This is a genomic window from Telluria aromaticivorans (genome assembly GCF_013003915.1).
In the GTDB taxonomy this organism is placed as follows: domain Bacteria; phylum Pseudomonadota; class Gammaproteobacteria; order Burkholderiales; family Burkholderiaceae_D; genus Telluria; species Telluria aromaticivorans.
The window spans coordinates 1-19,313 of sequence record NZ_JABAIV010000009.1; the positions used below are offsets into that span (position 1 = coordinate 1).

22 protein-coding genes and 1 tRNA gene are annotated in these 19,313 nt (G+C 63.8%); 14 read left to right on the forward strand and 9 right to left on the reverse strand.

The features are described from left to right. Nucleotides 1-261: 261 nt before the first annotated feature. Nucleotides 262-543 carry a polyhydroxyalkanoic acid system family protein gene (locus tag HGB41_RS20015; protein WP_171087771.1) on the reverse strand — a complete coding sequence of 94 codons (282 nt, stop codon included), beginning with the start codon at nt 541-543 and terminating at the stop codon, nt 262-264. 179 nt (nt 544-722) lie between these two features. On the opposite strand from HGB41_RS20015, the gene HGB41_RS20020 reads away from it, so the two are divergent. The 5 genes from HGB41_RS20020 to HGB41_RS20040 all read left to right on the forward strand — a co-directional run bounded on the left by HGB41_RS20020 (nt 723) and on the right by HGB41_RS20040 (nt 5,825). After that, nucleotides 723-2,237 carry a gluzincin family metallopeptidase gene (locus HGB41_RS20020; protein ID WP_229423135.1) on the forward strand — a complete coding sequence of 505 codons (1,515 nt, stop codon included), beginning with the start codon at nt 723-725 and terminating at the stop codon, nt 2,235-2,237. Next, nucleotides 2,234-2,509, forward strand: a complete 276-nt coding sequence (locus HGB41_RS20025) for a protealysin inhibitor emfourin (protein ID WP_171087775.1) — start codon at nt 2,234-2,236, stop codon at nt 2,507-2,509. The genes HGB41_RS20020 and HGB41_RS20025 overlap by 4 nt, the downstream gene beginning before the upstream one ends. A gap of 205 nt (nt 2,510-2,714) precedes the next feature. Further along, on the forward strand, nt 2,715-3,038 hold the full coding sequence (gene fdxA, locus HGB41_RS20030; RefSeq protein WP_171087777.1) for a ferredoxin FdxA: 324 nt from the start codon (nt 2,715-2,717) through the stop codon (nt 3,036-3,038). Between the two features lie 136 nt (nt 3,039-3,174). Further along, the gene (locus HGB41_RS20035) at nt 3,175-4,272 is read left to right on the forward strand and encodes an NAD(P)/FAD-dependent oxidoreductase (protein ID WP_212761040.1); all 1,098 of its coding nucleotides are present in this window, start codon (nt 3,175-3,177) and stop codon (nt 4,270-4,272) included. A gap of 317 nt (nt 4,273-4,589) precedes the next feature. Next, nucleotides 4,590-5,825, forward strand: coding sequence for a polyhydroxyalkanoate depolymerase (locus HGB41_RS20040; protein WP_171087779.1), 1,236 nt, complete (start codon nt 4,590-4,592; stop codon nt 5,823-5,825). 204 nt (nt 5,826-6,029) lie between these two features. Here HGB41_RS20040 and HGB41_RS20045 read toward each other — a convergent pair whose 3' ends face one another. Then, nucleotides 6,030-6,365 carry an RcnB family protein gene (locus HGB41_RS20045; protein WP_171087781.1) on the reverse strand — a complete coding sequence of 112 codons (336 nt, stop codon included), beginning with the start codon at nt 6,363-6,365 and terminating at the stop codon, nt 6,030-6,032. Nucleotides 6,366-6,527: 162 nt separating this feature from the next. Between HGB41_RS20045 and rsxB the strand changes: the two genes are divergently transcribed. Together rsxB and nth are read left to right on the forward strand one after the other, a co-directional pair. Then, nucleotides 6,528-7,205, forward strand: a complete 678-nt coding sequence (gene rsxB, locus HGB41_RS20050; RefSeq protein WP_171087783.1) for an electron transport complex subunit RsxB — start codon at nt 6,528-6,530, stop codon at nt 7,203-7,205. Between the two features lie 13 nt (nt 7,206-7,218). Beyond that, complete coding sequence (nth, locus tag HGB41_RS20055; protein WP_171087785.1) at nt 7,219-7,914, forward strand: endonuclease III; 696 nt, start codon at nt 7,219-7,221, stop codon at nt 7,912-7,914. A 5-nt stretch (nt 7,915-7,919) separates the two neighbouring features. On the opposite strand, the gene HGB41_RS20060 is transcribed toward nth, so the two are convergent. The 7 genes from HGB41_RS20060 to rplU form a co-directional block, all read right to left on the reverse strand. Next, nucleotides 7,920-8,282, reverse strand: coding sequence for a nuclear transport factor 2 family protein (locus HGB41_RS20060; RefSeq protein WP_171087787.1), 363 nt, complete (start codon nt 8,280-8,282; stop codon nt 7,920-7,922). A gap of 162 nt (nt 8,283-8,444) precedes the next feature. Continuing rightward, on the reverse strand, nt 8,445-10,022 hold the full coding sequence (locus HGB41_RS20065; RefSeq protein ID WP_171087789.1) for a methyl-accepting chemotaxis protein: 1,578 nt from the start codon (nt 10,020-10,022) through the stop codon (nt 8,445-8,447). A 176-nt stretch (nt 10,023-10,198) separates the two neighbouring features. Next, the gene (proB, locus tag HGB41_RS20070; RefSeq protein ID WP_171087791.1) at nt 10,199-11,329 is read right to left on the reverse strand and encodes a glutamate 5-kinase; all 1,131 of its coding nucleotides are present in this window, start codon (nt 11,327-11,329) and stop codon (nt 10,199-10,201) included. Next, nucleotides 11,326-11,760 (reverse strand): hypothetical protein, encoded by a 435-nt coding sequence (locus tag HGB41_RS20075; RefSeq protein WP_229423136.1) that lies wholly within the window; start codon nt 11,758-11,760, stop codon nt 11,326-11,328. Before HGB41_RS20075 ends, proB begins: the two co-directional genes overlap by 4 nt. A 1-nt stretch (nt 11,761) precedes the next feature. After that, nucleotides 11,762-12,874 carry an Obg family GTPase CgtA gene (gene cgtA / locus HGB41_RS20080; protein WP_171087794.1) on the reverse strand — a complete coding sequence of 371 codons (1,113 nt, stop codon included), beginning with the start codon at nt 12,872-12,874 and terminating at the stop codon, nt 11,762-11,764. A gap of 108 nt (nt 12,875-12,982) precedes the next feature. Then, the gene (gene rpmA, locus HGB41_RS20085; RefSeq protein ID WP_171087797.1) at nt 12,983-13,255 is read right to left on the reverse strand and encodes a 50S ribosomal protein L27; all 273 of its coding nucleotides are present in this window, start codon (nt 13,253-13,255) and stop codon (nt 12,983-12,985) included. A 42-nt stretch (nt 13,256-13,297) separates the two neighbouring features. After that, entirely contained in the window at nt 13,298-13,609 is a 312-nt protein-coding gene (gene rplU / locus HGB41_RS20090) for a 50S ribosomal protein L21 (protein WP_171087799.1), read from the reverse strand. A gap of 277 nt (nt 13,610-13,886) precedes the next feature. Here rplU and ispB point away from each other — a divergent pair, with 277 nt between their 5' ends. From ispB to HGB41_RS20125, 7 genes are all read left to right on the forward strand, one after another. Beyond that, nucleotides 13,887-14,873: an octaprenyl diphosphate synthase gene (gene ispB / locus HGB41_RS20095; protein ID WP_171087801.1), complete on the forward strand. Its 987-nt coding sequence runs from the start codon at nt 13,887-13,889 to the stop codon at nt 14,871-14,873. A 56-nt stretch (nt 14,874-14,929) separates the two neighbouring features. Beyond that, nucleotides 14,930-15,006 (forward strand) — tRNA-Pro (locus HGB41_RS20100). Between the two features lie 1,127 nt (nt 15,007-16,133). Beyond that, on the forward strand, nt 16,134-16,880 hold the full coding sequence (locus HGB41_RS20105; protein WP_171087803.1) for an SDR family NAD(P)-dependent oxidoreductase: 747 nt from the start codon (nt 16,134-16,136) through the stop codon (nt 16,878-16,880). A gap of 31 nt (nt 16,881-16,911) precedes the next feature. Further along, complete coding sequence (locus HGB41_RS20110; protein WP_171087805.1) at nt 16,912-17,139, forward strand: 2-hydroxymuconate tautomerase family protein; 228 nt, start codon at nt 16,912-16,914, stop codon at nt 17,137-17,139. Further along, nucleotides 17,136-17,786, forward strand: a complete 651-nt coding sequence (locus HGB41_RS20115; RefSeq protein ID WP_171087807.1) for a DsbA family protein — start codon at nt 17,136-17,138, stop codon at nt 17,784-17,786. Before HGB41_RS20110 ends, HGB41_RS20115 begins: the two co-directional genes overlap by 4 nt. An 86-nt stretch (nt 17,787-17,872) precedes the next feature. After that, nucleotides 17,873-18,853: an enoyl-CoA hydratase/isomerase family protein gene (locus HGB41_RS20120; protein ID WP_229423137.1), complete on the forward strand. Its 981-nt coding sequence runs from the start codon at nt 17,873-17,875 to the stop codon at nt 18,851-18,853. A gap of 45 nt (nt 18,854-18,898) precedes the next feature. Next, nucleotides 18,899-19,267, forward strand: a complete 369-nt coding sequence (locus HGB41_RS20125) for a nuclear transport factor 2 family protein (protein WP_171087809.1) — start codon at nt 18,899-18,901, stop codon at nt 19,265-19,267. Nucleotides 19,268-19,313 lie beyond the last annotated feature (46 nt).

Genomic DNA, 19,313 nt, shown 5'->3' on the forward strand with positions numbered 1-19,313 from the left:
CATCACGCAGGGCACCACGGCAGCGAAGAAAGCATCCGCTCAAAAGCGAGTGTGACTTTTGGAAAACGGACATTTTAACTTTGCTAAAAGCGGACATTTCTACTTTGCTGTTACAGGGTGGGCGGGTCCCCCGCCCACGCGGTGATCGTTCGGGCCTGATGAGCCGCACGGGCAGCAGCACCGTGATTTAAACGCGTGGGCAGGAAACCTGCCCACCCTACGATTGACCAGCGACTCTTGCGTGGCCGGCATCAGGCCGGCTCAGGCCGGCACGAACACCTTGCGCATCTTCTCCGCCACCTTGGCCTCGATGGCCGAGGCGAACGCTCCCATGAAGAAACCCAGGCGGATCCGCATGGCGGCGCGCCCGCCGTCCAGGGTCAGGGCGCCTTCCACCCCGCTGCGCTCGAAGCGCAGTACGTCACCTTCCCACTTGCACTCCAGGCCATATTCCGTGGAGATGCGCTGCGCCACCTGCTGGGCCGCCGCGCGCGCCTGTTCCGGGCTCAGGCTGTGTTCCTGCACGATGCTAATTTCCGACATGCTGGGCTTTCCTTCTTGATCCATTGCGAGACAGTCCGTCATGATGCCAGTTCGAGGCGAACTCGGCCAGTCCGCCACACCGAACCCATCCGTTCCAGATCAATTGATAGTGGTCAATGTCGGCATTACTCAGCGCGCGAACATGCTCAAGCCGCCCGACATTTCGCAAGGAGCCCGTCATGGAACCAGGTGCCCTCTTGCCGGACGCGTTGGCCACGCCCGAACGTGACCAGCCGCCGGCCCGCTACATTCCCACGCCCAGCGCCCCCTACCAGCGCCAGCACCGCGCCGCCAGGCTGCTCGAACAGCCGGCGGCGCCCGAATCCACGCCGGGCGCCACGCCTGAAGCCGGCTACGAAGACGAGGTATCGGCCGAAGCACCGCCCCTGCCCCATGCCTTCGGTGCGCGCGTGCTGATGTGGAAGCAGGACCCGTCGGTCGGCGAGATCGGGACCCGCCGCGCCTACCTGCCCGGCCCGGTCCTGGCCGGCCCGCGCGACGCCCGCATCGCGCCCGGGGCCCCGGGCATCGACGCGGTCGAACCGAACACCTTCGGCGACTTCGTCACCCAGCCCGACACGCCGCAGTTCGACGCGGTGCACACCTTCGCGGTGGTGCGCCAGACCCTGACCATGTACCAGCGCGCCCTGCTCGGCGCCGGCCTCGAGATGCCACTGCCGTGGCAGTGGAACACCAGCATGGACACGCGCCCGCTGACGGTCTTTCCCTACGGCCTGCCCAACGTGATGAATGCCTTCTACAGCCGCAGCCAGGCATGCCTGAAGTTCGGCGATTTCATTCCCAATGGCGTCACTGGCGAGGAGGCACGCGTGTATTCCTGCCGTTCGTTCGACATCGTCGCCCACGAGACCGCGCATGCGGTGCTCGACGGCCTCAAGCCGCAGTGGCTGCTGGCCGACGCCCCGCCCCAGACCGGCGGCCTGCACGAAGCCTTCGGCGACCTGACCGCGATCTTCCTGGCCCTGTCGCAGCTCGACCAGTGCGAGGCCGTGATCGCCCAGACCAAGGCCCACCTGCACGACAAGACCTACCTGGCCGATATTGCCGAGCAGTTCGGGCTGGCGCTGGGCGGCGCCACCGGCCTGCGCAATGCCGACAACGACCTGACCCTTGGCCAGGCCGGCACCCAGGTGCATGCCATCTCGCAGGTCTTCACCGGCGCCATGTACGACGTGCTGGCCGACATGTTCGCCCACGAGCGCAACCCGACCCTGGACGACTGCGCCGCGGTGCTGCACCGGGTGGCCGCCTACCTGCGCGGCCTGCTGCTGCGCGCCCTGATCGCGGCGCCCGACCGCGCCGCCACCTATGTGGACGTGGTCAACGAAATGCTGCGCATCGTCGCCGAGGACGGCAAGCCGGACATCTACGCCGCCTTCATCCGCAACCAGTTCGCGCGCCGCGACGTGGTGGAGCAGCCGGCCCAAGGATCGGCGGCGGACATCGGCGGCGAGAAGCTGGCGCCCAAGGTCTGCGATGCGCCAGGTGCGCGGCAGGACCGGCGCGCCTGCTGCGGCACCATGAACCTGCCCGAATACCACAAGGTCGACAAGATGCTGGACGGCGAAGCCCGGGCGCTGGCGCGCTGGTGCGCGGCCAATGGCCGCATGGGCGAGTGCCCCGTCCCGACTACCGCAGTCGTGCCGGTGGCGGCGGTGGCGGAGCAGCCATGAAGATCAGCGCGCGCTCCTGCGGCGGCTTTGCCGGACTGGCCGCGGCCTACGACCTCGACACCGCCGCTCACCCCGCCGGCAACGAGCTGGAAGACCTGCTGCACCAGCTCGACTTCTTCAGCGCCGCCCCGGTCTGCCCGGTCGGCGCCGACATGCCGCGCTGGGAGATCACGGTCGAGGACGGGCCGCGCTGCCATACGGTGTTCGTGCGCGAGGACGGCAGCGGCGGCGACTGGCAGGCCCTGCTGGACCGCCTGCGCAGCACCGCCTGAGGCAGATTCAGCCTTCCCGCGCCCTGCGGGGCGCCCTACGGGACGCCCTGCTGTGCGCCGCCATTGCCAACATTTGCTTATATATATTGTGTATAAGGCTAATTTGTAGGAAAGCGTGAATTGCCCTAAAATACAGTGCTTTGCCATGTCCGGCCGGCCACCAGCGCTCGGCAGCGCGACGCCTTACTAATAAAATAGGACTGTTATGACCCACGTTGTCACCGAATCGTGCATCCGCTGTCGTTATACCGATTGCGTCGATGTATGCCCGGTAGATTGTTTCCGGGAAGGCCCGAATTTCCTCACGATCGACCCTGACGAGTGCATCGACTGCGCCGTCTGCGTCGCCGAGTGCCCGGTGAATGCCATCTACGCGGAAGAAGACGTGCCGTCGGACCAGCAGCAATTCATCAAGATCAACGCCGACCTGTCGCGCTTCTGGCCGTCGATCACCAAGACCAAGCCGGCCCTGCCCGACGCGGAAGAGTGGAAAGACGTCAAGGAAAAGCTGGACCAGCTGGCCCGCTGACGCATGAAGCCGGCCCCCGGGGCCGGCGGCCCGCCCGGGCCTGCTCTCCAGCCCGCTCCCAGCGCAGGTTCGGCAATCGTGGCACACTATCGGCCACCGTCACACCCATACCCAAAAAACCACAGGATTTAAGCGCATGACTATCAGTGCCTCCCACGAAGCGGGCAGCATCGCTCCCAACAGCTCGTTCGCCGGCGCCATCGACGCCGACGCCGTCATCATCGGCGCGGGTCCGGTCGGCCTGTTCCAGGTCTTCGAACTCGGCCTCCTTGAAATCAAGGCCCACGTCATCGATTCGCTGCCGGCCGTCGGCGGCCAGTGCGTGGAACTGTACCCGGACAAGCCGATCTACGACATCCCGGCCGTGCCGGTATGCACCGGCCAGGAACTGACCGACAACCTGCTCAAGCAGATCGAGCCGTTCGAGCCGACCTTCCACCTGAACCAGGAAGTCACGACCGTGCAGCGCCGCGAAGACGGCCGCTTCAACGTCGAGACCTCGGCGGGCACCCAGTTCATCACCAAGACCATCTTCATCGCCGCCGGCGTCGGTTCGTTCCAGGCGCGCACGATGAAGGTCGACGGCATCGAGAAATTCGAAGGCAGCCAGCTGCACTACCGCGTCAAGGATCCATCGATCTTCGAAGGCAAGAACCTGGTCATCTGCGGCGGCGGCGACTCCGCGCTGGACTGGGCGCTGAACTTCGTCGGCAAGGCCGAATCGGTCGTGCTGCTGCACCGCCGCGAGGACTTCCGCGCGGCCCCGGCCTCGGTGGCCAAGATGAAGGCCCTATGCGACGAATACGAGATGCAGCTGATCACCGGCCAGGTCGTCGGCTTCGATGAAACCGACGGCAAGCTGAGCGAAGTGAAGGTCACCGGCGCCGACGGCGTCACCCGCCGCGTGCCGCTGGACATGCTGATGGTCTTCTTCGGCCTGTCGCCGAAGCTCGGCCCGATCGCCGAATGGGGCCTGGACATCGAGCGCAAGCAGCTCAAGGTCGTGGATACCGAAAAGTTCGAGACCAACGTGCCGGGCATTTTCGCCGTGGGCGACATCAATACCTACCCGGGCAAGAAGAAGCTGATCCTGTCGGGCTTCCACGAAGCCGCGCTGGCCGCCTTCGGCGCCGCGCCCTACATCTTCCCGGACAAGAAGATCCACATGCAGTACACGACGACCTCGCCGAAGCTGCACAAGATCCTCGGCGTCGAAAGCCCGGTCTTCGACTGATCAAGGCTTTATGCGTAAAACATGCCGCCCGGTGCAAGCCTGGCGGCATTTTTTATTTTGTCTTATCTGGTTGGCAGCTAGTGGCACATACTGCATCGTTCCGTAACCCTGGAGCGACGAAGAAGTGCTCGACATCCACGCATTTCCGGTTATGTGGGGAGCCTCACCGAACACCCGTGCACAAATATGCTACAAGGGAGTTGTGAGCGCAGGGAAGTGAAAACGACTGTTTCCACAAGTAAATCACTATCCCCTATAATCAACCGCAGTCACGCGCAACCGATTGCGACGCGCTTAGCCTACCGAAGGAAAACTTTATGCTTTACCAACTACACGAGATGCAGCGCTCTTTCCTCACCCCACTGATGCAGTGGGCGGATGCGTCCTCGAAAATGTTCTCGAACCCGGTGTCGCCGTTTGCGCACACCCCGTTCTCGCAACGTATCGCCGCCGGCTACGAGCTGATGTACCGCCTCGGCAAGGATTACGAGAAGCCAGCTTTCGGCATCAAGACCGTGCCGGTCAATGGCACCGACGTCGGCATCATCGAGCACACCGTGGTGGAAAAGCCGTTCTGCAGGCTCGTCCATTTCAAGAAAGACCTGGGCGACGGGGCATTTGCCGCACTCAAGCAGCCGACCGTGCTGCTGGTCGCGCCCCTGTCGGGCCACCACGCTACCCTGCTGCGCGACACCGTCCGCGCCCTGTTGTCCGAGCACGACGTGTTCATCACCGACTGGACCGATGCCCGCATGGTGCCGCTGTCGGATGGACCGTTCCACCTCGACGACTACATCTTCTACGTGCAGGACTTCATCCGCCACCTCGGCCCGGACCTGCACGTGATCTCGGTCTGCCAGCCGACCGTGCCGGTGCTGGCCGCGATCTCGCTGATGGCAACCAATAAAGACCCGAAGCTGCCGAAGACCATGACCATGATGGGCGGCCCGATCGACCCGAGCAAGTCGCCGACCGCGGTCAACGACCTGGCCGTCGAAAAGCCGTTCTCGTGGTTCGAGAACACCGTGATCTACTCGGTGCCGGGCAACTACCCAGGCTTTGGCCGCAAGGTGTATCCGGGCTTCCTGCAGCATGCCGGCTTCATCGCGATGAACCCGGGCCGCCACGCCCAGAGCCACCGCGAGTTCTACTCGCACCTGCTGCAGGGCGACGACGATTCGGCCGAGGCGCACCGCCAGTTTTACGACGAATACAACGCCGTGCTCGACATGCCGGCCGAGTACTACCTCGACACCATCAAGACCGTGTTCCAGGAACACCGCCTGCCGAAGGGCACCTGGGAAGTCGGCGGCCAGCTGGTGCGTCCGCAAGACATCACCACGGTGGCCCTGTTCACCGTCGAGGGCGAGCTGGACGACATCTCGGGCGCCGGCCAGACCCGCGCCGCGCACGACCTGTGCACCGGCATCCCGCCGGAGATGCACCTCGACTTCGAGGCGCCGAAGTGCGGCCACTACGGCATCTTCTCGGGCCGCCGCTGGCGCGAGATCATCTGCCCGAAGATTGGCGAGTTCATTCGGGCGCATGCCTGATCCAACATCGGGGCGCGAGCTCTGGATGTAAAAAATGCCGAAGCTTTGCTTCGGCATTGTTGTTTGGGGCGGCGGATTCTGGTGTACGTAGGGTGGGCGGCTTCGCCGCCCGCGCGTTCAACTCACGGACGCACTGCGGCGACGCATGTCATGATTGGACGCGTGGGCAGGAGACCTGCCCACCCTACGAATTGTCGGCAGCTATCACTTCCCGATCAGCACCTCGGTCACGACCCCAGTCGCAATCGACACCAGCGCATAATCGCTCCCCGCCTGCACCCACTGGTGCCCGCGCGGTGGTTCAGTCAGGCGATGGGTCTTCCAGTTCTCCACCACATAATGATGCGTGCGGTACCGCGCCGGCAACTGCTCACCGCGCTTGAGCTGGCCGCTGGTTTCCACGCTGCGGTAGCGTCCTGTCTTGCCGGCCTGCTTGACCTGCTGTGCCCGTGCTTCCTGTTCGCCACGCTGTTGTACCTGGGCCGCGGCGCCACCGGCCAGCACCGCGGCGACCAGGGCCGGTACGATCAATTTGTTCATGTGACCTCCTGAATGGCGTCGATGGCCCCAGTACATCACGCACGCGCCGCACAGTCTGTTCGCTCATGCACGCAGATTGCGTGCGCCCCGTCGTCCTGCCCTTAACTTCGCACCGCCTCCGGTTTTGGCGGATAATGTCGGCTTTCCCCGCACCCGCGCGCCGTGACCAAGACCCTCGCCGACCAGATCGAAGACCTGCTGCCGCAGACGCAATGCACGAAATGCGGCTATCCCGCATGCCGTCCGTACGCCGAGGCGATCGCAAGCGGCGAAGCGGACATCAACCAGTGCCCACCCGGCGGCATCGAGGGCGTGCGCCGCCTCTCCAGCGTGACGGGCCGCCCGGTGATCCCGATCAATCCGGCCAACGGCATCGAACGTCCGCGCCCGGTCGCCTTCATCGACGAATCGCTCTGCATCGGCTGCACCCTGTGCATCCAGGCTTGCCCGGTCGACGCCATCCTGGGCGCGGCCAAGCAGATGCATACCATCCTGCCGAGCCTGTGCACCGGCTGCGACCTGTGCGTCGCGCCCTGCCCGGTCGACTGCATCTCGATGCTGCCGGTCACGAACACGACCGGCTGGGATGCCTGGTCGCAGGAAGCGGCCGATGCGGCGCGGGCCCGCCACGACTTCCGCAGCGAACGCCTGCAGCGCGAGAAAGCGGAAAACGATGCGCGGCTGGCCGCCAAGGCACTGGAGAAGATGCGCGCGGTGACGGCGGAAGCCACCAACACGCCGGAAGAATTGGCGGAAAAAGAACGCAAGCGCGCCATCATCGCCGCCGCGATCGAACGCGCGCGCCAGAAGGCGGCGGGCAATCCGCCCGACCAGAAGTAAGCCCACGCTCACCATGAACGCTGCCAAACGTCTTGAGATCTTCACGCGCTTCCGCGCCGCCAACCCGAAGCCGACCACCGAGCTCGAATTCACCACGCCTTTCGAGCTCCTGATCGCGGTGCTGCTGTCGGCGCAATCGACCGATGTCGGCGTCAACAAGGCCACGCGCCGGCTCTACCCGGTGGCGAACACACCGCAGGCCATCCTCGACCTGGGGCTGGAAGAACTCAAGTCCTATATCGCGACCATCGGCCTGTACAACACCAAGGCGAAGAACGTCATCGCCACCTGCCAGATCCTGGTCGACCAGTACCGCGGCGAAGTGCCGCCCGTGCGCGAAGCGCTGGAGTCGCTCCCGGGCGTCGGCCGCAAGACCGCCAACGTGGTGCTGAACACGGCGTTCGGGGAGCCGACCATGGCGGTCGACACCCACATCTTCCGGGTCTCGAACCGCACGGGTATCGCGCCGGGCAAGAACGTCGACATCGTCGAGCAGAAGCTGCTCAAGTTCGTGCCCAAGGATTTTCTGCATGACGCCCACCACTGGCTGATCCTGCACGGCCGCTACACCTGCGTGGCACGCAAACCCAAGTGCTGGAACTGCCTGATCGTGGACCTGTGCGAATTCCGCGCCAAGACGCCGGCGCCTGCCGGCGTGCTCGATCCTGCAGCGGAGCAGGCCGTGCTGGCCGCGGAACCGGCCCAGTAAAACGCTCAGGACATCCGCTTTTCGCCAGTCGCGAACGAGGCGCGCACGATGTGCCCGTCGACCACTTCGTACACGCACAGCATCTCCACCGTCCCCAGCCCTTCCGGGAAGTTGCGGGTCACGATTTCGAGGTCGGTCACGAAGTTGCCAATTACCGAGCGCGTGAGCAGGCGCGCGTGCAGGTCGGGCTCGCCGAAGCGCTCCTGGTAGCGCGGGCGGATGGCATCAATGCCTTGCGCGAGCAGGCCGCCATGCAGCGCGAACTGCTGCGCATCCGGCGCATAGGTGCGCATCAGCGCGTCGAGGTCCTTGGCGTTGTAGGCGTCGAGCTGCGCCTGGACGACAGCGAGGGGAGAAGTCGGGTTCATGGGTTTCACGGATAGATAAAAAACGCGCCAGGGTCGGCGCGTCTTCCATCTTATCGTAGGGTGGCCGGCTCCGCCGGCCGCGCGTTCAATTCACTGTCGCGGACCGCGAGCGCCTGCCGAGCTGCGAACGCATGTTGACCGCGTGGGCAGAATCTGCCCACGCTACGCGATCAGGCGTGGACGCGACGCGGGCGCGATCTTGCGAGCCTCGCGCGCGTCTTCCAGCTTGAACACCGACACGACCTGGTTCAGCGCCAGGGTCTGCTCGCGCAGCGACTCCGCCGCCGCGGCGGCTTCTTCCACCAGCGCCGCGTTCTGCTGGGTGGCGGTGTCCATCTCGCTCACCGCCATGTTGACCTGGGCGATACCCGCGCCCTGCTCCGCACTGGCGGTGCTGATCTCGCCGATGATGTCCATCACGCGGCGCACGCTGGTAACGATCTCTCCCATCGTCGCGCCGGTCTCGCCGACCAGGCGGTTGCCGGCATCGACACGGGCCACCGAATCGTTGATCAGGCCCTTGATTTCCCTGGCCGCGGTTGCCGAGCGCTGCGCCAGGTTGCGCACTTCGCCCGCCACCACCGCGAAGCCGCGACCCTGCTCGCCGGCACGCGCCGCTTCGACTGCGGCGTTCAGCGCCAGGATATTCGTCTGGAAAGCGATACCGTCGATGACGCTGATGATGTCGACGATCTTGCGCGACGATTCACTGATCGAGGCCATGGTGCCGACCACCTGCTCGACCATGTGGCCGCCCCTGGCCGCCACGTCGCAGGCCGAGATGGCCAGCTGGTTCGCCTGCAGGGCATTTGCGGCATTCTGCTGGACGGTCGCGGTGATCTCTTCCATCGACGACGCGGTTTCTTCGATGGCGCCCGCCTGGTGTTCGGTACGGGTCGACAGGTCCAGGTTGCCGCGTGCGATTTCATCCGATGCCACTGCGATGGTTTCAGCGCCGCCGCGTACCTGCGCCACGATGTTCTGCAGGCTGCCGGTCATGTCCTTGAGCGCCTGCAGCAGCTGGCCGGTTTCGTCGTCCGTACGAACCTCGATGACCGTGCGCAAGTCACCGGAAGCCACGCTCTGCGCCGCCTCGACGGCTTCGCCGAGCGGACGCGTGATCGAACGCGACACCAGCACACCTGCGACGACGGCCGCGATTGCGCCCAGCAGCATCAACATGTAACTGAGCAGCGTGGCGCGCTTGCCGACCGCCTCGGCCGCCACGACGGTCTCTGCGGTCTGCTTCGCCATGGCTTCATGGGCCTTCACCAGCAGCTCGGCCGGCGCGCGATCCATGCCCTTGACGGCCTTGTCGCCGGCGCCGGCATCGAATTCGGCAGCCGTGAAGTCGGCGAAACCGCGACGATAGCCTTCGCCCATCTTCTGGTGCGCCTGCCCGAACCTGGCCAGCAGCTCGCGCACCTCGCCCGCCGGCATGGCCGCAGCCAGGTCCTTGACGTCCTTGGCCAGCTCGCCTTCGTTTTTCTGGAAGGCGCTCCAGTACTTGGTACGCTGCTCCTCGTCCTTGCCGCGCAACAGGGTGTTCTTCCATTCCTGCGTCTGCAGCCGGAAGTGCGACAGCAGGCCTTCGACCCGCTGGGCGTGGGTGGACTGGACCACTGCAGCGTTGTAGGTATCGACAGCGTGGTTCATTTGGCTCATGCCGAAGAAGCCGGCAGAGGCGACCACCAGGGTAACGGCGGCAAATCCGAGAGGTAGTTTACGGCTGAGTTTCATGACTGGTCTCATAAATCGGGCAAGGAACGCATGGCGGAATGCTCCACACTATGCGAGGCGCATGACCAGTCTACGAGATTTGTGTCTTTACGGCAAAATTTATGCACATGAGAAAGTTTCTGACACATTCTTTGTCGCTCTGCAGCAACGCGCTCACCACGTTGGTGCACAAACTCTTAGAGAAGCACCATATTGTCCCGGTGAACCAGCTCCGGCCCCTCGACATAACCGAGGATGCGTTCGATCTCGGCCGACGAATGGCGCATGATGCGTCGCACTTCGCTGCTGGCGTAGTTGGTCAGGCCGCGTGCCAGCGGCTGGCCCGCTTCGTCGATGCAGGTGATCACCTGCCCGCGCCCGAACTCGCCGCGCACGGCGATGACCCCGATCGGCAGCAGCGACTTGCCTTCACGCACCAGCTTCTGCGCGGCCCCGGCATCGATGACGACCTCGCCGGTGGTGTGAAGGTGGTCGATCATCCACTGGCGGCGCGCGGTCAGGCGGCCGGTCGGCGCGGTGAGCTGGGTGCCGATCGCCTCGCCGCCGGCCAGGCGGGTGAGCACGTCTTCTTCGCGGCCCCAGGCAATGATGGTGTGCGCGCCCGAACGTGCGGCGCGGCGCGCGGCCAGCACCTTGGTCAGCATGCCGCCGCGGCCCAGGCTGGAGCCGGCGCCGCCGGCCATCGCCTCGAGTACCGGGTCGCCGGCCTGGCCCTCGGCGATCAGGTGCGCCGCGGGATCCTTGCGCGGGTCGCTCGAGAACAGGCCGCGCTGGTCGGTCAGGATCACCAGCACGTCGGCTTCGATCAGGTTGGCCACCAGGGCGCCGAGGGTATCGTTGTCGCCGAACTTGATCTCGTCGGTGACGACGGTGTCGTTCTCGTTGATGATCGGGACCACGCCCAGGCGCAGCAGGGTGGTCAATGTCGAGCGCGCGTTCAGGTAGCGTTCGCGGTCGGCCAGGTCGGCATGGGTCAGCAGCACTTGCGCCGTCTTGACGCCGTGACTGCGGAAACTGTGCTCGTAAATCTGTGCCAGTCCCATCTGGCCGACGGCGGCGCAGGCTTGCAGTTCGTGGATATCGGTCGGGCGCCTGGCGAAGCCGAGGCGCAGCATGCCTTCGGCGATGGCGCCCGAGGACACCAGCACGACTTCCTTGCCGAGGCCGCGCAGCGCGGCGATCTGGGAAGCCCAGCGGGCAATGGCGTTGTGGTCCAGGCCCCTCCCCTCGTCCGTGACGAGCGAGGAACCGACCTTGACGATGATGCGGGAGGCTTGCTGGAGGGCGGAGTGGGGAAATTGGGTCATGGCGACAGGATTTTTCCTCGCGGCCTCAAGGCCAGCAGGGAAAGTCCCGCCAACAACTCGACCGCGCAGACTGCTAATAATACCCCCTTCGGCAGCCCGATCGCGAATGCCGCGACAAGACGCCCGGCCGGCTGGGCCAGGAGGAACAATGCGGTGAGGTCGCCAAGGATGGGCTGGTCGCCCCGCCTGGCTGCCAAAAGTGCCAGCATCGCGGTAGCGAGCCGGACTCCGACGTAGATGGCGTAGAACTGGCTGTAGCCGTTCACGCCAACGAGAAACACGCCCATCGCCGACGCAATGCGGTCGGGATCGAGCAATGCCGCCAATGCCGCCAGCGAACTGGCGGTGGCGACGAGTTGCAGCAGCTGGCTGCGTAGCCAGCCGCGGCTGATGCTGCGGCTGGCTTGCTTGCCAGGTGGTGCGACGGCCAACTTAGTCTTCAAGGATCTTGAAGCGTGGGTCTTCCGGATCGATCGACGAGATGCCGCGCGCTTCCTCGGTCATCGAAGTTTCTTCGGCGCGCTGCGCGCTGTGGCGCTTCTCTTCCAGGTGCAGGTAGATCGCGTTGATCAGTTCCTGGCAGCCTTCGCGGTTCAGGGCCGAGATCTCGAAAATCGGGCCCTTCCAGGCCATGCGCTTGACGAAATCCTTGACGCGCTTCTTGCGCTCGGCCTCGTCCAGCACGTCGAGCTTGTTCAGCACGATCCAGCGCGGCTTGTTCAGCAGCTCTTCGTCGTACTTTTCGAGTTCCTTGACCAGCGCCTTGGCTTCCTTGACCGGATCGACATTCGCCTCGAACGAGGACAGGTCGACGATGTGCAGCAGCAGGCCGGTACGGGCCAGGTGGCGCAGGAACTGGTGGCCCAGGCCCAGGCCTTCGGACGCACCTTCGATCAGGCCCGGGATGTCGGCGATCACGAAGCTGCGCTCGTGCGACACGCGCACCACGCCCAGGTTCGGGTGCAGGGTCGTGAACGGGTAGTCGGCAATCTTCGGCTTAGCGTTCGACACGGCCGTGATGAAGGTCGACTTGCCGGCGTTCGGCATGCCCAGCAGGCCGACGTCGGCCAGCACTTTCAGTTCCAGGCGCAGGGTGCGGCGCTCGCCGTCCTTGCCCTCGGTCTTCTGGCGCGGCGCGCGGTTGGTCGAGGTCTTGAAATGGATGTTGCCCCAGCCGCCCTCGCCGCCCTTGGCCAGCAGTTCGCTCTGGCCGTGTTCGGTCAGGTCGGCGACGATCTCGCCGTTGACATCGTCGATGATCAGGGTGCCTACCGGCATGCGCAGGTAAACGTCTTCCGCGCCCTTGCCGTAGCAATCCGAACCACGGCCTGGTTCGCCGTCCTTGCCGTGGTGGGTCTTCGAATAGCGGAAGTCCACCAGGGTGTTGATGTTACGGTCGGCCACCACGTAGATCGAGCCGCCCTTACCGCCGTCACCGCCGTCCGGGCCGCCGAACGGGCGGAACTTCTCGCGCAGGAACGAGGCGCACCCGTTGCCGCCGTCGCCGGCGATGACTTCAATTCTTGCTTCGTCGATAAACTTCATGATGGTAACCGCTTAAAAACTAAAAAGGCCCTACCTTGGGCAGAGCCTTTCGATGGAAGGCTTGCGCCTTACAAAGAGCGCCGCTTGCGCGGCGCATGCATGCGTAATTTACGCTGCGACTGCTTCGCTAGCAACGACGGTCACGAACTGCTTCGAGCCCACGCCTTGCTTGACGAACTTGACATGACCATCGACCAGCGCGAACAGGGTGTGATCCTTGCCGGTGCCGACGTTGGTGCCAGCGCGCACTGGGGTGCCGCGCTGACGGATGATGATGCCGCCGGCGTTGATCGCCTGGCCGCCGTAGACTTTCACGCCGAGGCGCTTGCTTTCTGAGTCACGGCCGTTGCGGGTAGTACCGCCGCCTTTTTTGTGTGCCATTTACTTACTCCTTGATGACTGAACTGATGGACCGGTCGGCGATTAGCCGTTGATCGAAACCACTTGGATTTCGGTGTAGTTCTGGCGGTGGCCCTGACGCTTTTGGTAGTGCTTACGACGACGCATCTTGAAGATACGCACTTTGTCGTGGCGACCTTGGGAAATCACCTTCACCAGAACCGTTGCACCTTCGACCAGCGGAGCCCCAAACTTGAGGCTGTCGCCCGCGCCAATGGCGAGGACCTGATCGATCGTGAGTTCGGAACCAATGTCAGCCGGTATCTGTTCTATTTTAAGTTTTTCGCCAGCGACAACTTTATACTGCTTGCCACCGGTTTTTATGACCGCGTACATGATTAGAAACCTCATCAAATGTTAAAAGAATCCCACCGGCGTCAGAGACGCTGAGCTGTTCGGAGGCCGGGGAACAGAGGATTATACATAACTCGCTGCAGCGCGTCAAAACGGGGCCACTATTTCGGACGAGCCGGCTTGGGGGCGTAGCGTAGGGGCAACGCTACGTCCGCGGCACGCCCCTGGCGACCCACTAGTCATCAGTGGGGGCAGCCTTCCCTTGCATGTCGTATAATCACCACTTAACCAAATACTCACTGTTTATTGCAGGTTCGCCTTGTCAGCCGCTACCCAACACGCCCAGAACACCATCGCCCAATCGATCGCCACCGACATGGATGCCGTCAATGCGGTGATCCGACAGCGCCTGCACTCGGAAGTGAGCCTGGTGAACCAGATCGCCGAGTACATCATTAGTGCCGGCGGCAAGCGCATCCGGCCGGTGCTGGTGCTGCTGCTGGCAAACGCCTACGGCTACCGCGGCACCGCCCACCACGAGCTGGCGGCGGTCGTCGAGTTCATCCATACCGCCACCCTGCTGCACGACGACGTGGTCGACGAATCGTCGATGCGGCGCGGCCGCCAGACCGCCAACGCCCTGTTCGGCAATGCCGCCTCGGTGCTGGTCGGCGACTTCCTGTACTCGCGTTCGTTCCAGATGATGGTCGCCCTGGACGACATGCGCATCATGCGCATCCTGTCCGACGCCACCAACGTGATCGCCGAAGGCGAAGTGCTGCAGCTGCTGAACATGCACGACCCGGACGTGACGCACGAGAGCTACCTCAAGGTGATCCGCTCCAAGACCGCCAAGCTGTTCGAAGCCGCGGCCGAGCTGGGCGCCCTGATCGCCGGCGCCGACGACGCGCAAATCGAAGCGGCCGGTGAATATGGCCGCTCGCTGGGCACCGCCTTCCAGCTGATCGACGACGTGCTCGACTACGCCGGCGACGCCGCCGAGATCGGCAAGAACCTGGGCGACGACCTGCGCGAAGGCAAACCTACCCTGCCGCTGATCTGGCTGATGGACCACGGCACCCCCGAGCAGCGCGAGCTGGTGCGCAACTGCATCGAGCACGGCGACGAAGCCCAGTTCGAAGCGGTGCTCGCGGCAGTCACGTCGAGCGGCGCGCTGGACTACACCCGCCAGCAGGCGGAACAGGCCGGCAAGCGCGCGGCCGAAGCGATCTCTGGTTTGCCGGACAGTGTGTACAAGTCCAGCCTGTTGCAGCTCTGCAGCTTCGCTGTTGACAGGAACCACTGAGCAAAATTATATTAATACTTCCCGAGGCAGAGCTGTTTCAGGCGCCTCGAACCAGTCGGGGTGTAGCTTAGCCCGGTAGAGCGCTACGTTCGGGACGTAGAGGCCGGAGGTTCGAATCCTCTCACCCCGACCAAATTTCCCCCTTTCCAGCAAATCAACACGCACTGTGCCGATCCTGGCAGTCTTACGTCTGCATGCGCGTATCAGCCAAGATCAAAAGCTACCGAATCGAAGCCAGTCCGTCCTGACAAGTCAGATGCTTCGAGAATGGCCGGACAATCAAGCCGAGCAAAAAGAATACGGACAAACAGGAAGCGATCGAGTACCCGAAAGCGACCTATAACCGAATACTGCACGCGCAAGCAACCGGCCGGGCACTCACGCAGACACACGCTTCGACTACTGCGCAAACAAGATGCTCGACGTGCAAACGTCACGCGTGGAGCGTGGAGCGTGGAGAGCTTTCCAAGATAGCGCACGACTACGACATCCAGTTACTGTACGTACTCACCTCACTTGCCGATACCGCGCACACCAAGCCCCTGGCCGCGAACTTGAGCGTGCGCGGCATGTGGACCGACGATCCCACCAGGACAAAAGATCCCATCGCCTACTAGCGAAAGGCAGGTGCCGAGTGGGAGCGTCTGCATCATCCGAGCAAGCGCGGAGGCGTCCGGCCGGCTGATCATCACCCGCAACCCGGATGACTTCGGCGGAGATGGTCCAAACCTACGCATGCCATACGAAATCGTTGACCGAGTTACCGTTAACGTCAAACCTCCGCCGATCAAGAAGTCGCTTGAGCGCCGCCCCCACTACCGCGCCCCGCCCCGCCCCCAAGCTCATGCACCCGTGTCCTTGGCACCGGATATCCCGGTAGCCGCAGTGGAAGATGGCCCCCGACAACTGCCGTCGCGCCGCATGCGTCCCCCGTCGGATGACGGCCGCCAGCGCATTCGGATCCTGTCCAGCCGGCCGTTACGCCCCGGTAACGATTTCTTCTCCTTGGAACCATAGTGGTTGGCGACTTGCCATCGTCCTGCGCATTGCGCAAGTAGGGATCGCTCAGACCCACAAGACGCAGTTGCCCTGCTGGTAAGCGGAGCAAGGCCATTCAACGCCTTGATTCATTACACCGGGTATCAAGTCATTTGCTCGATACCACATTTATCTCCCTCGAAGGAACAACTACAGTGGATTCATGCCGCCGGGATCAACTGACCAAGGCGTCCAACCTAAGCTCATCGATTGGAACTACAAATGAACACAAACTCGACCAAGACTGTCATCGTTACCGGCGCATCCAGCGGCATCGGGTTCGCCATCGCCCAGGCCTACCTGGAGCGCGGCTACAACGTGGTTGGCAATGCGCGCACCCTGGACCGCCTTGAAGCGGCCGCAGCCAAACTGGGCAACCCGGCCAACTTCCTGCTGGTGCCTGGCGACATCTCCCGCGCCTCGACCGCCGTCGAGCTGTTCACCCGCGCCATCGCGACCTTCGGCAAGGTCGACATCCTGATCAACAACGCTGGCATCTTCATCCCGAAGGCAGTCGCCGACTACACTGAAGCTGATCTCGACTCCATTGTCAACACCAACCTGAAGGGCTTCTTCTTCCCTTCGCAGCAGGCGGCCAAGCACATGAGCGCGAACAAGAGCGGCCACATCGTGACCATCACCGCCGCTGTTGCCATGCAGCCCAACGTCAAGGTGTCAGCGCTGCTGCCGGTGCTGATCAAAGGCGGCCTGAACAGCGCGACGCGTGGCCTGGCCATCGAACTCGCGGCGTCGAACGTGAAAGTCAACGCCGTCGCCCCCGGCATCATCGATACGCCGATGCACGGCCAGGATGAGGCCACGCAGAGTTTCCTGAAACAGCTGGCACCGAACGGCGCCATCGGCGAAACGCAAGACGTGGTCAACGCCGTGCTGTATCTGACCGATTCGACCTTCACCAGCGGCACGGTGATGGCAATTGATGGCGGCGCAACCGCAGGCACCTGGTAATACCACACCTCCACCTCCAAAAGGAACTGTCATGCCATACGTAAATATTCGCATTACCAAAGAAGGCGCTACTCCTGAACAGAAACTCGAACTGATCAAGGGTTCGACTGAATTGCTGCAGCGCGTGCTGAACAAGAATCCGGCCACCACCTTCGTCATCATCGACGAAGTCGAAACCGACAGCTGGGGCCTGGCCGGCGAAAACATCACCACCCTCCGCGCGCGCGAGGCGGCCGAGAAAGCCAAGGAGCAAAAATGAAACTGGTCTTCGTTGGCGATCCGATGTGCTCGTGGTGCTACGGCTTCGGCAAGGAGCTGAGCATCCTGACCGAGCGGCATCCGGAACTGCAACTGGAGATCCTGGTTGGCGGCGTGCGGGCTGGCGCCACCGACCTGCTCGACGAAGCGGGCAAGCAGTTCCGCCTCGGCCACTGGGCACGGGTCGAGGCCAGCAGCGGTCTGCCGTTTAACCGCGAGGCGCTGATGGGCCGCACGAACTTCGTGTACGACACCGAGCCGGTCTGCCGCGCCGTCGTCACGGCCCGGCGCCTGGCGCCCGAGGCGGACCAGTTGAAGGTGTTCCGCGCTTTGCAGCACGCTTTCTACGTCGACGGTCTCGACACCACCAGCGGCGCAGTGCTGGCCGAGGTGGCAGCGGAGGCGTTGTCGAAGGACGGTCATCCGGTGTCGCAGGCAGCCTTCTTCGCCGAGTACCAGCAGGTGGCCACGGTGGCGGCAACGCGCACCGAGTTCGCCCAGGTGCGCGCCATCGGCATCAGCAGCTTCCCTGCACTGTTGCTGGAAGCGGACGGCCGGCTGTTTGAAATCAGCCCCGGCTACGCACATGCCGATCAGCTCGAGCGGCAGTTGGCGGCAGTACTGCAGCACCAGGTCGTGAAGATCTGATCACCGCGCGCCTGTTCGGCGAGGGCCTGCGCCGGCTGACGCAGCGCCTCGGCTAATCGCCACCACCACCTCAATGGAAAGCATATATGAAAAAACTGACCAGCTTGCATCGCATGGCAGGCCTCGTCGTCGCCGTCGCGCTGGCTTACGGCGCCAATGCCGCAGCCCAACCCACGTCCGCCGCACCGGCGGACAAAGCGGCGACCAGAGCAGTACATAGCACCGCCATCGGCGCTCAGGCGGCCGACGCCAGGATCCGCCTGACGCGCGTCAGTCCGGCCTACTGGCGCGTGACCTTCGCCAGTCCGCCGCTGAACATCGTCGGCCCGGCCGAAGTGCGCGCACTGGTGAAGATTGTTGAAGCGATCGAAGCCAGCAAGGAAGTGAAGGTGGTGGTGTTCGATAGCGCGCTGCCGGAAAGTTTTATCGCTCACTACGACCTGTTGAAGCCCTTGAAGGATTCGACCGACATGGAGCCCGGCCCGACCGGCATGCATCCGGTGCCGGACATGATGGTCCGCATCGCCCGCCTGCCCGTGGTCACGATCTCCTCGATCCGCGGCCGTGCCACTGGCATCGGCAGCGAGCTGATTCTGGCGACCGACATGCGCTTCGCCAGCCGCGAGAAGGCGATCCTGTCGCAGTGGGAAGTAGGCGCCGGCCTGGTCGCGGGCGGCGGACCGATGGCGCGCCTGCCACGGCTGGTCGGACGCGGACGCGCAATGGAAATCCTGATCGCCTCCGACGACATCGACGGCGACATCGCCGAACGTTACGGCTATGTGAACCGTGCCTTGCCGGATGCCGAACTGGATGGCTTTGTCGACGCGATGGCGCGCCGCATTGCCTCATTCGAGCGCAGCGCCATCGTCGAAACGAAGAAGTTGGTCAACGTGGCCAGCCTGCCGCCGGACGCGGAAATGCAGCCGGGCTGGGACGCCTTCATCGCTTCGGTCAATCGGCCGGAAACGCAGCTGCGATTGAAGGCGCTGGTCGACAAGGGCTTGCAGCAGCCCGGCGAAGCCGAGAAAAACCTCGGTCGCGCGACAGCGAACTACAAGCCTTAATATTCGCGGGAGGGTAGCCACGCCCTCCTTCTGAAAGGACATTGTATGGACCAGCGAGACAGCATCGAAGCCCTTATCGAGGCCTACTTCCGGGGGGTCTACAACGGCGACACCGCTATCCTGGACGCACTGTTCGACCCGCACGCGCAGGTGTACGGCGAAATCGATGGTCAGGCCTACCACAAAACCGTCGCCTCTTATCTGGAAGGTGTGGCAGCGCGCAAGAGCCCGAAGGAGCTGGGCGACCCGTACCGCATGCAGCTGCTCGCGGTCGACACGCTGGGCAGCATTGCCAACGTCAAGCTGCGTTCGCCAATGCTGGGCTTCAACTACCACCTGTACCTCACGCTACGCCGGATCGACGGCAAATGGAGCATCGTCAACAAGACTTTCGTCAACCTGCCGCCTTCCTGAAGCGGCGCCGCCGCCCGTGCACGGCCGGTATAACGCTCGCGACATG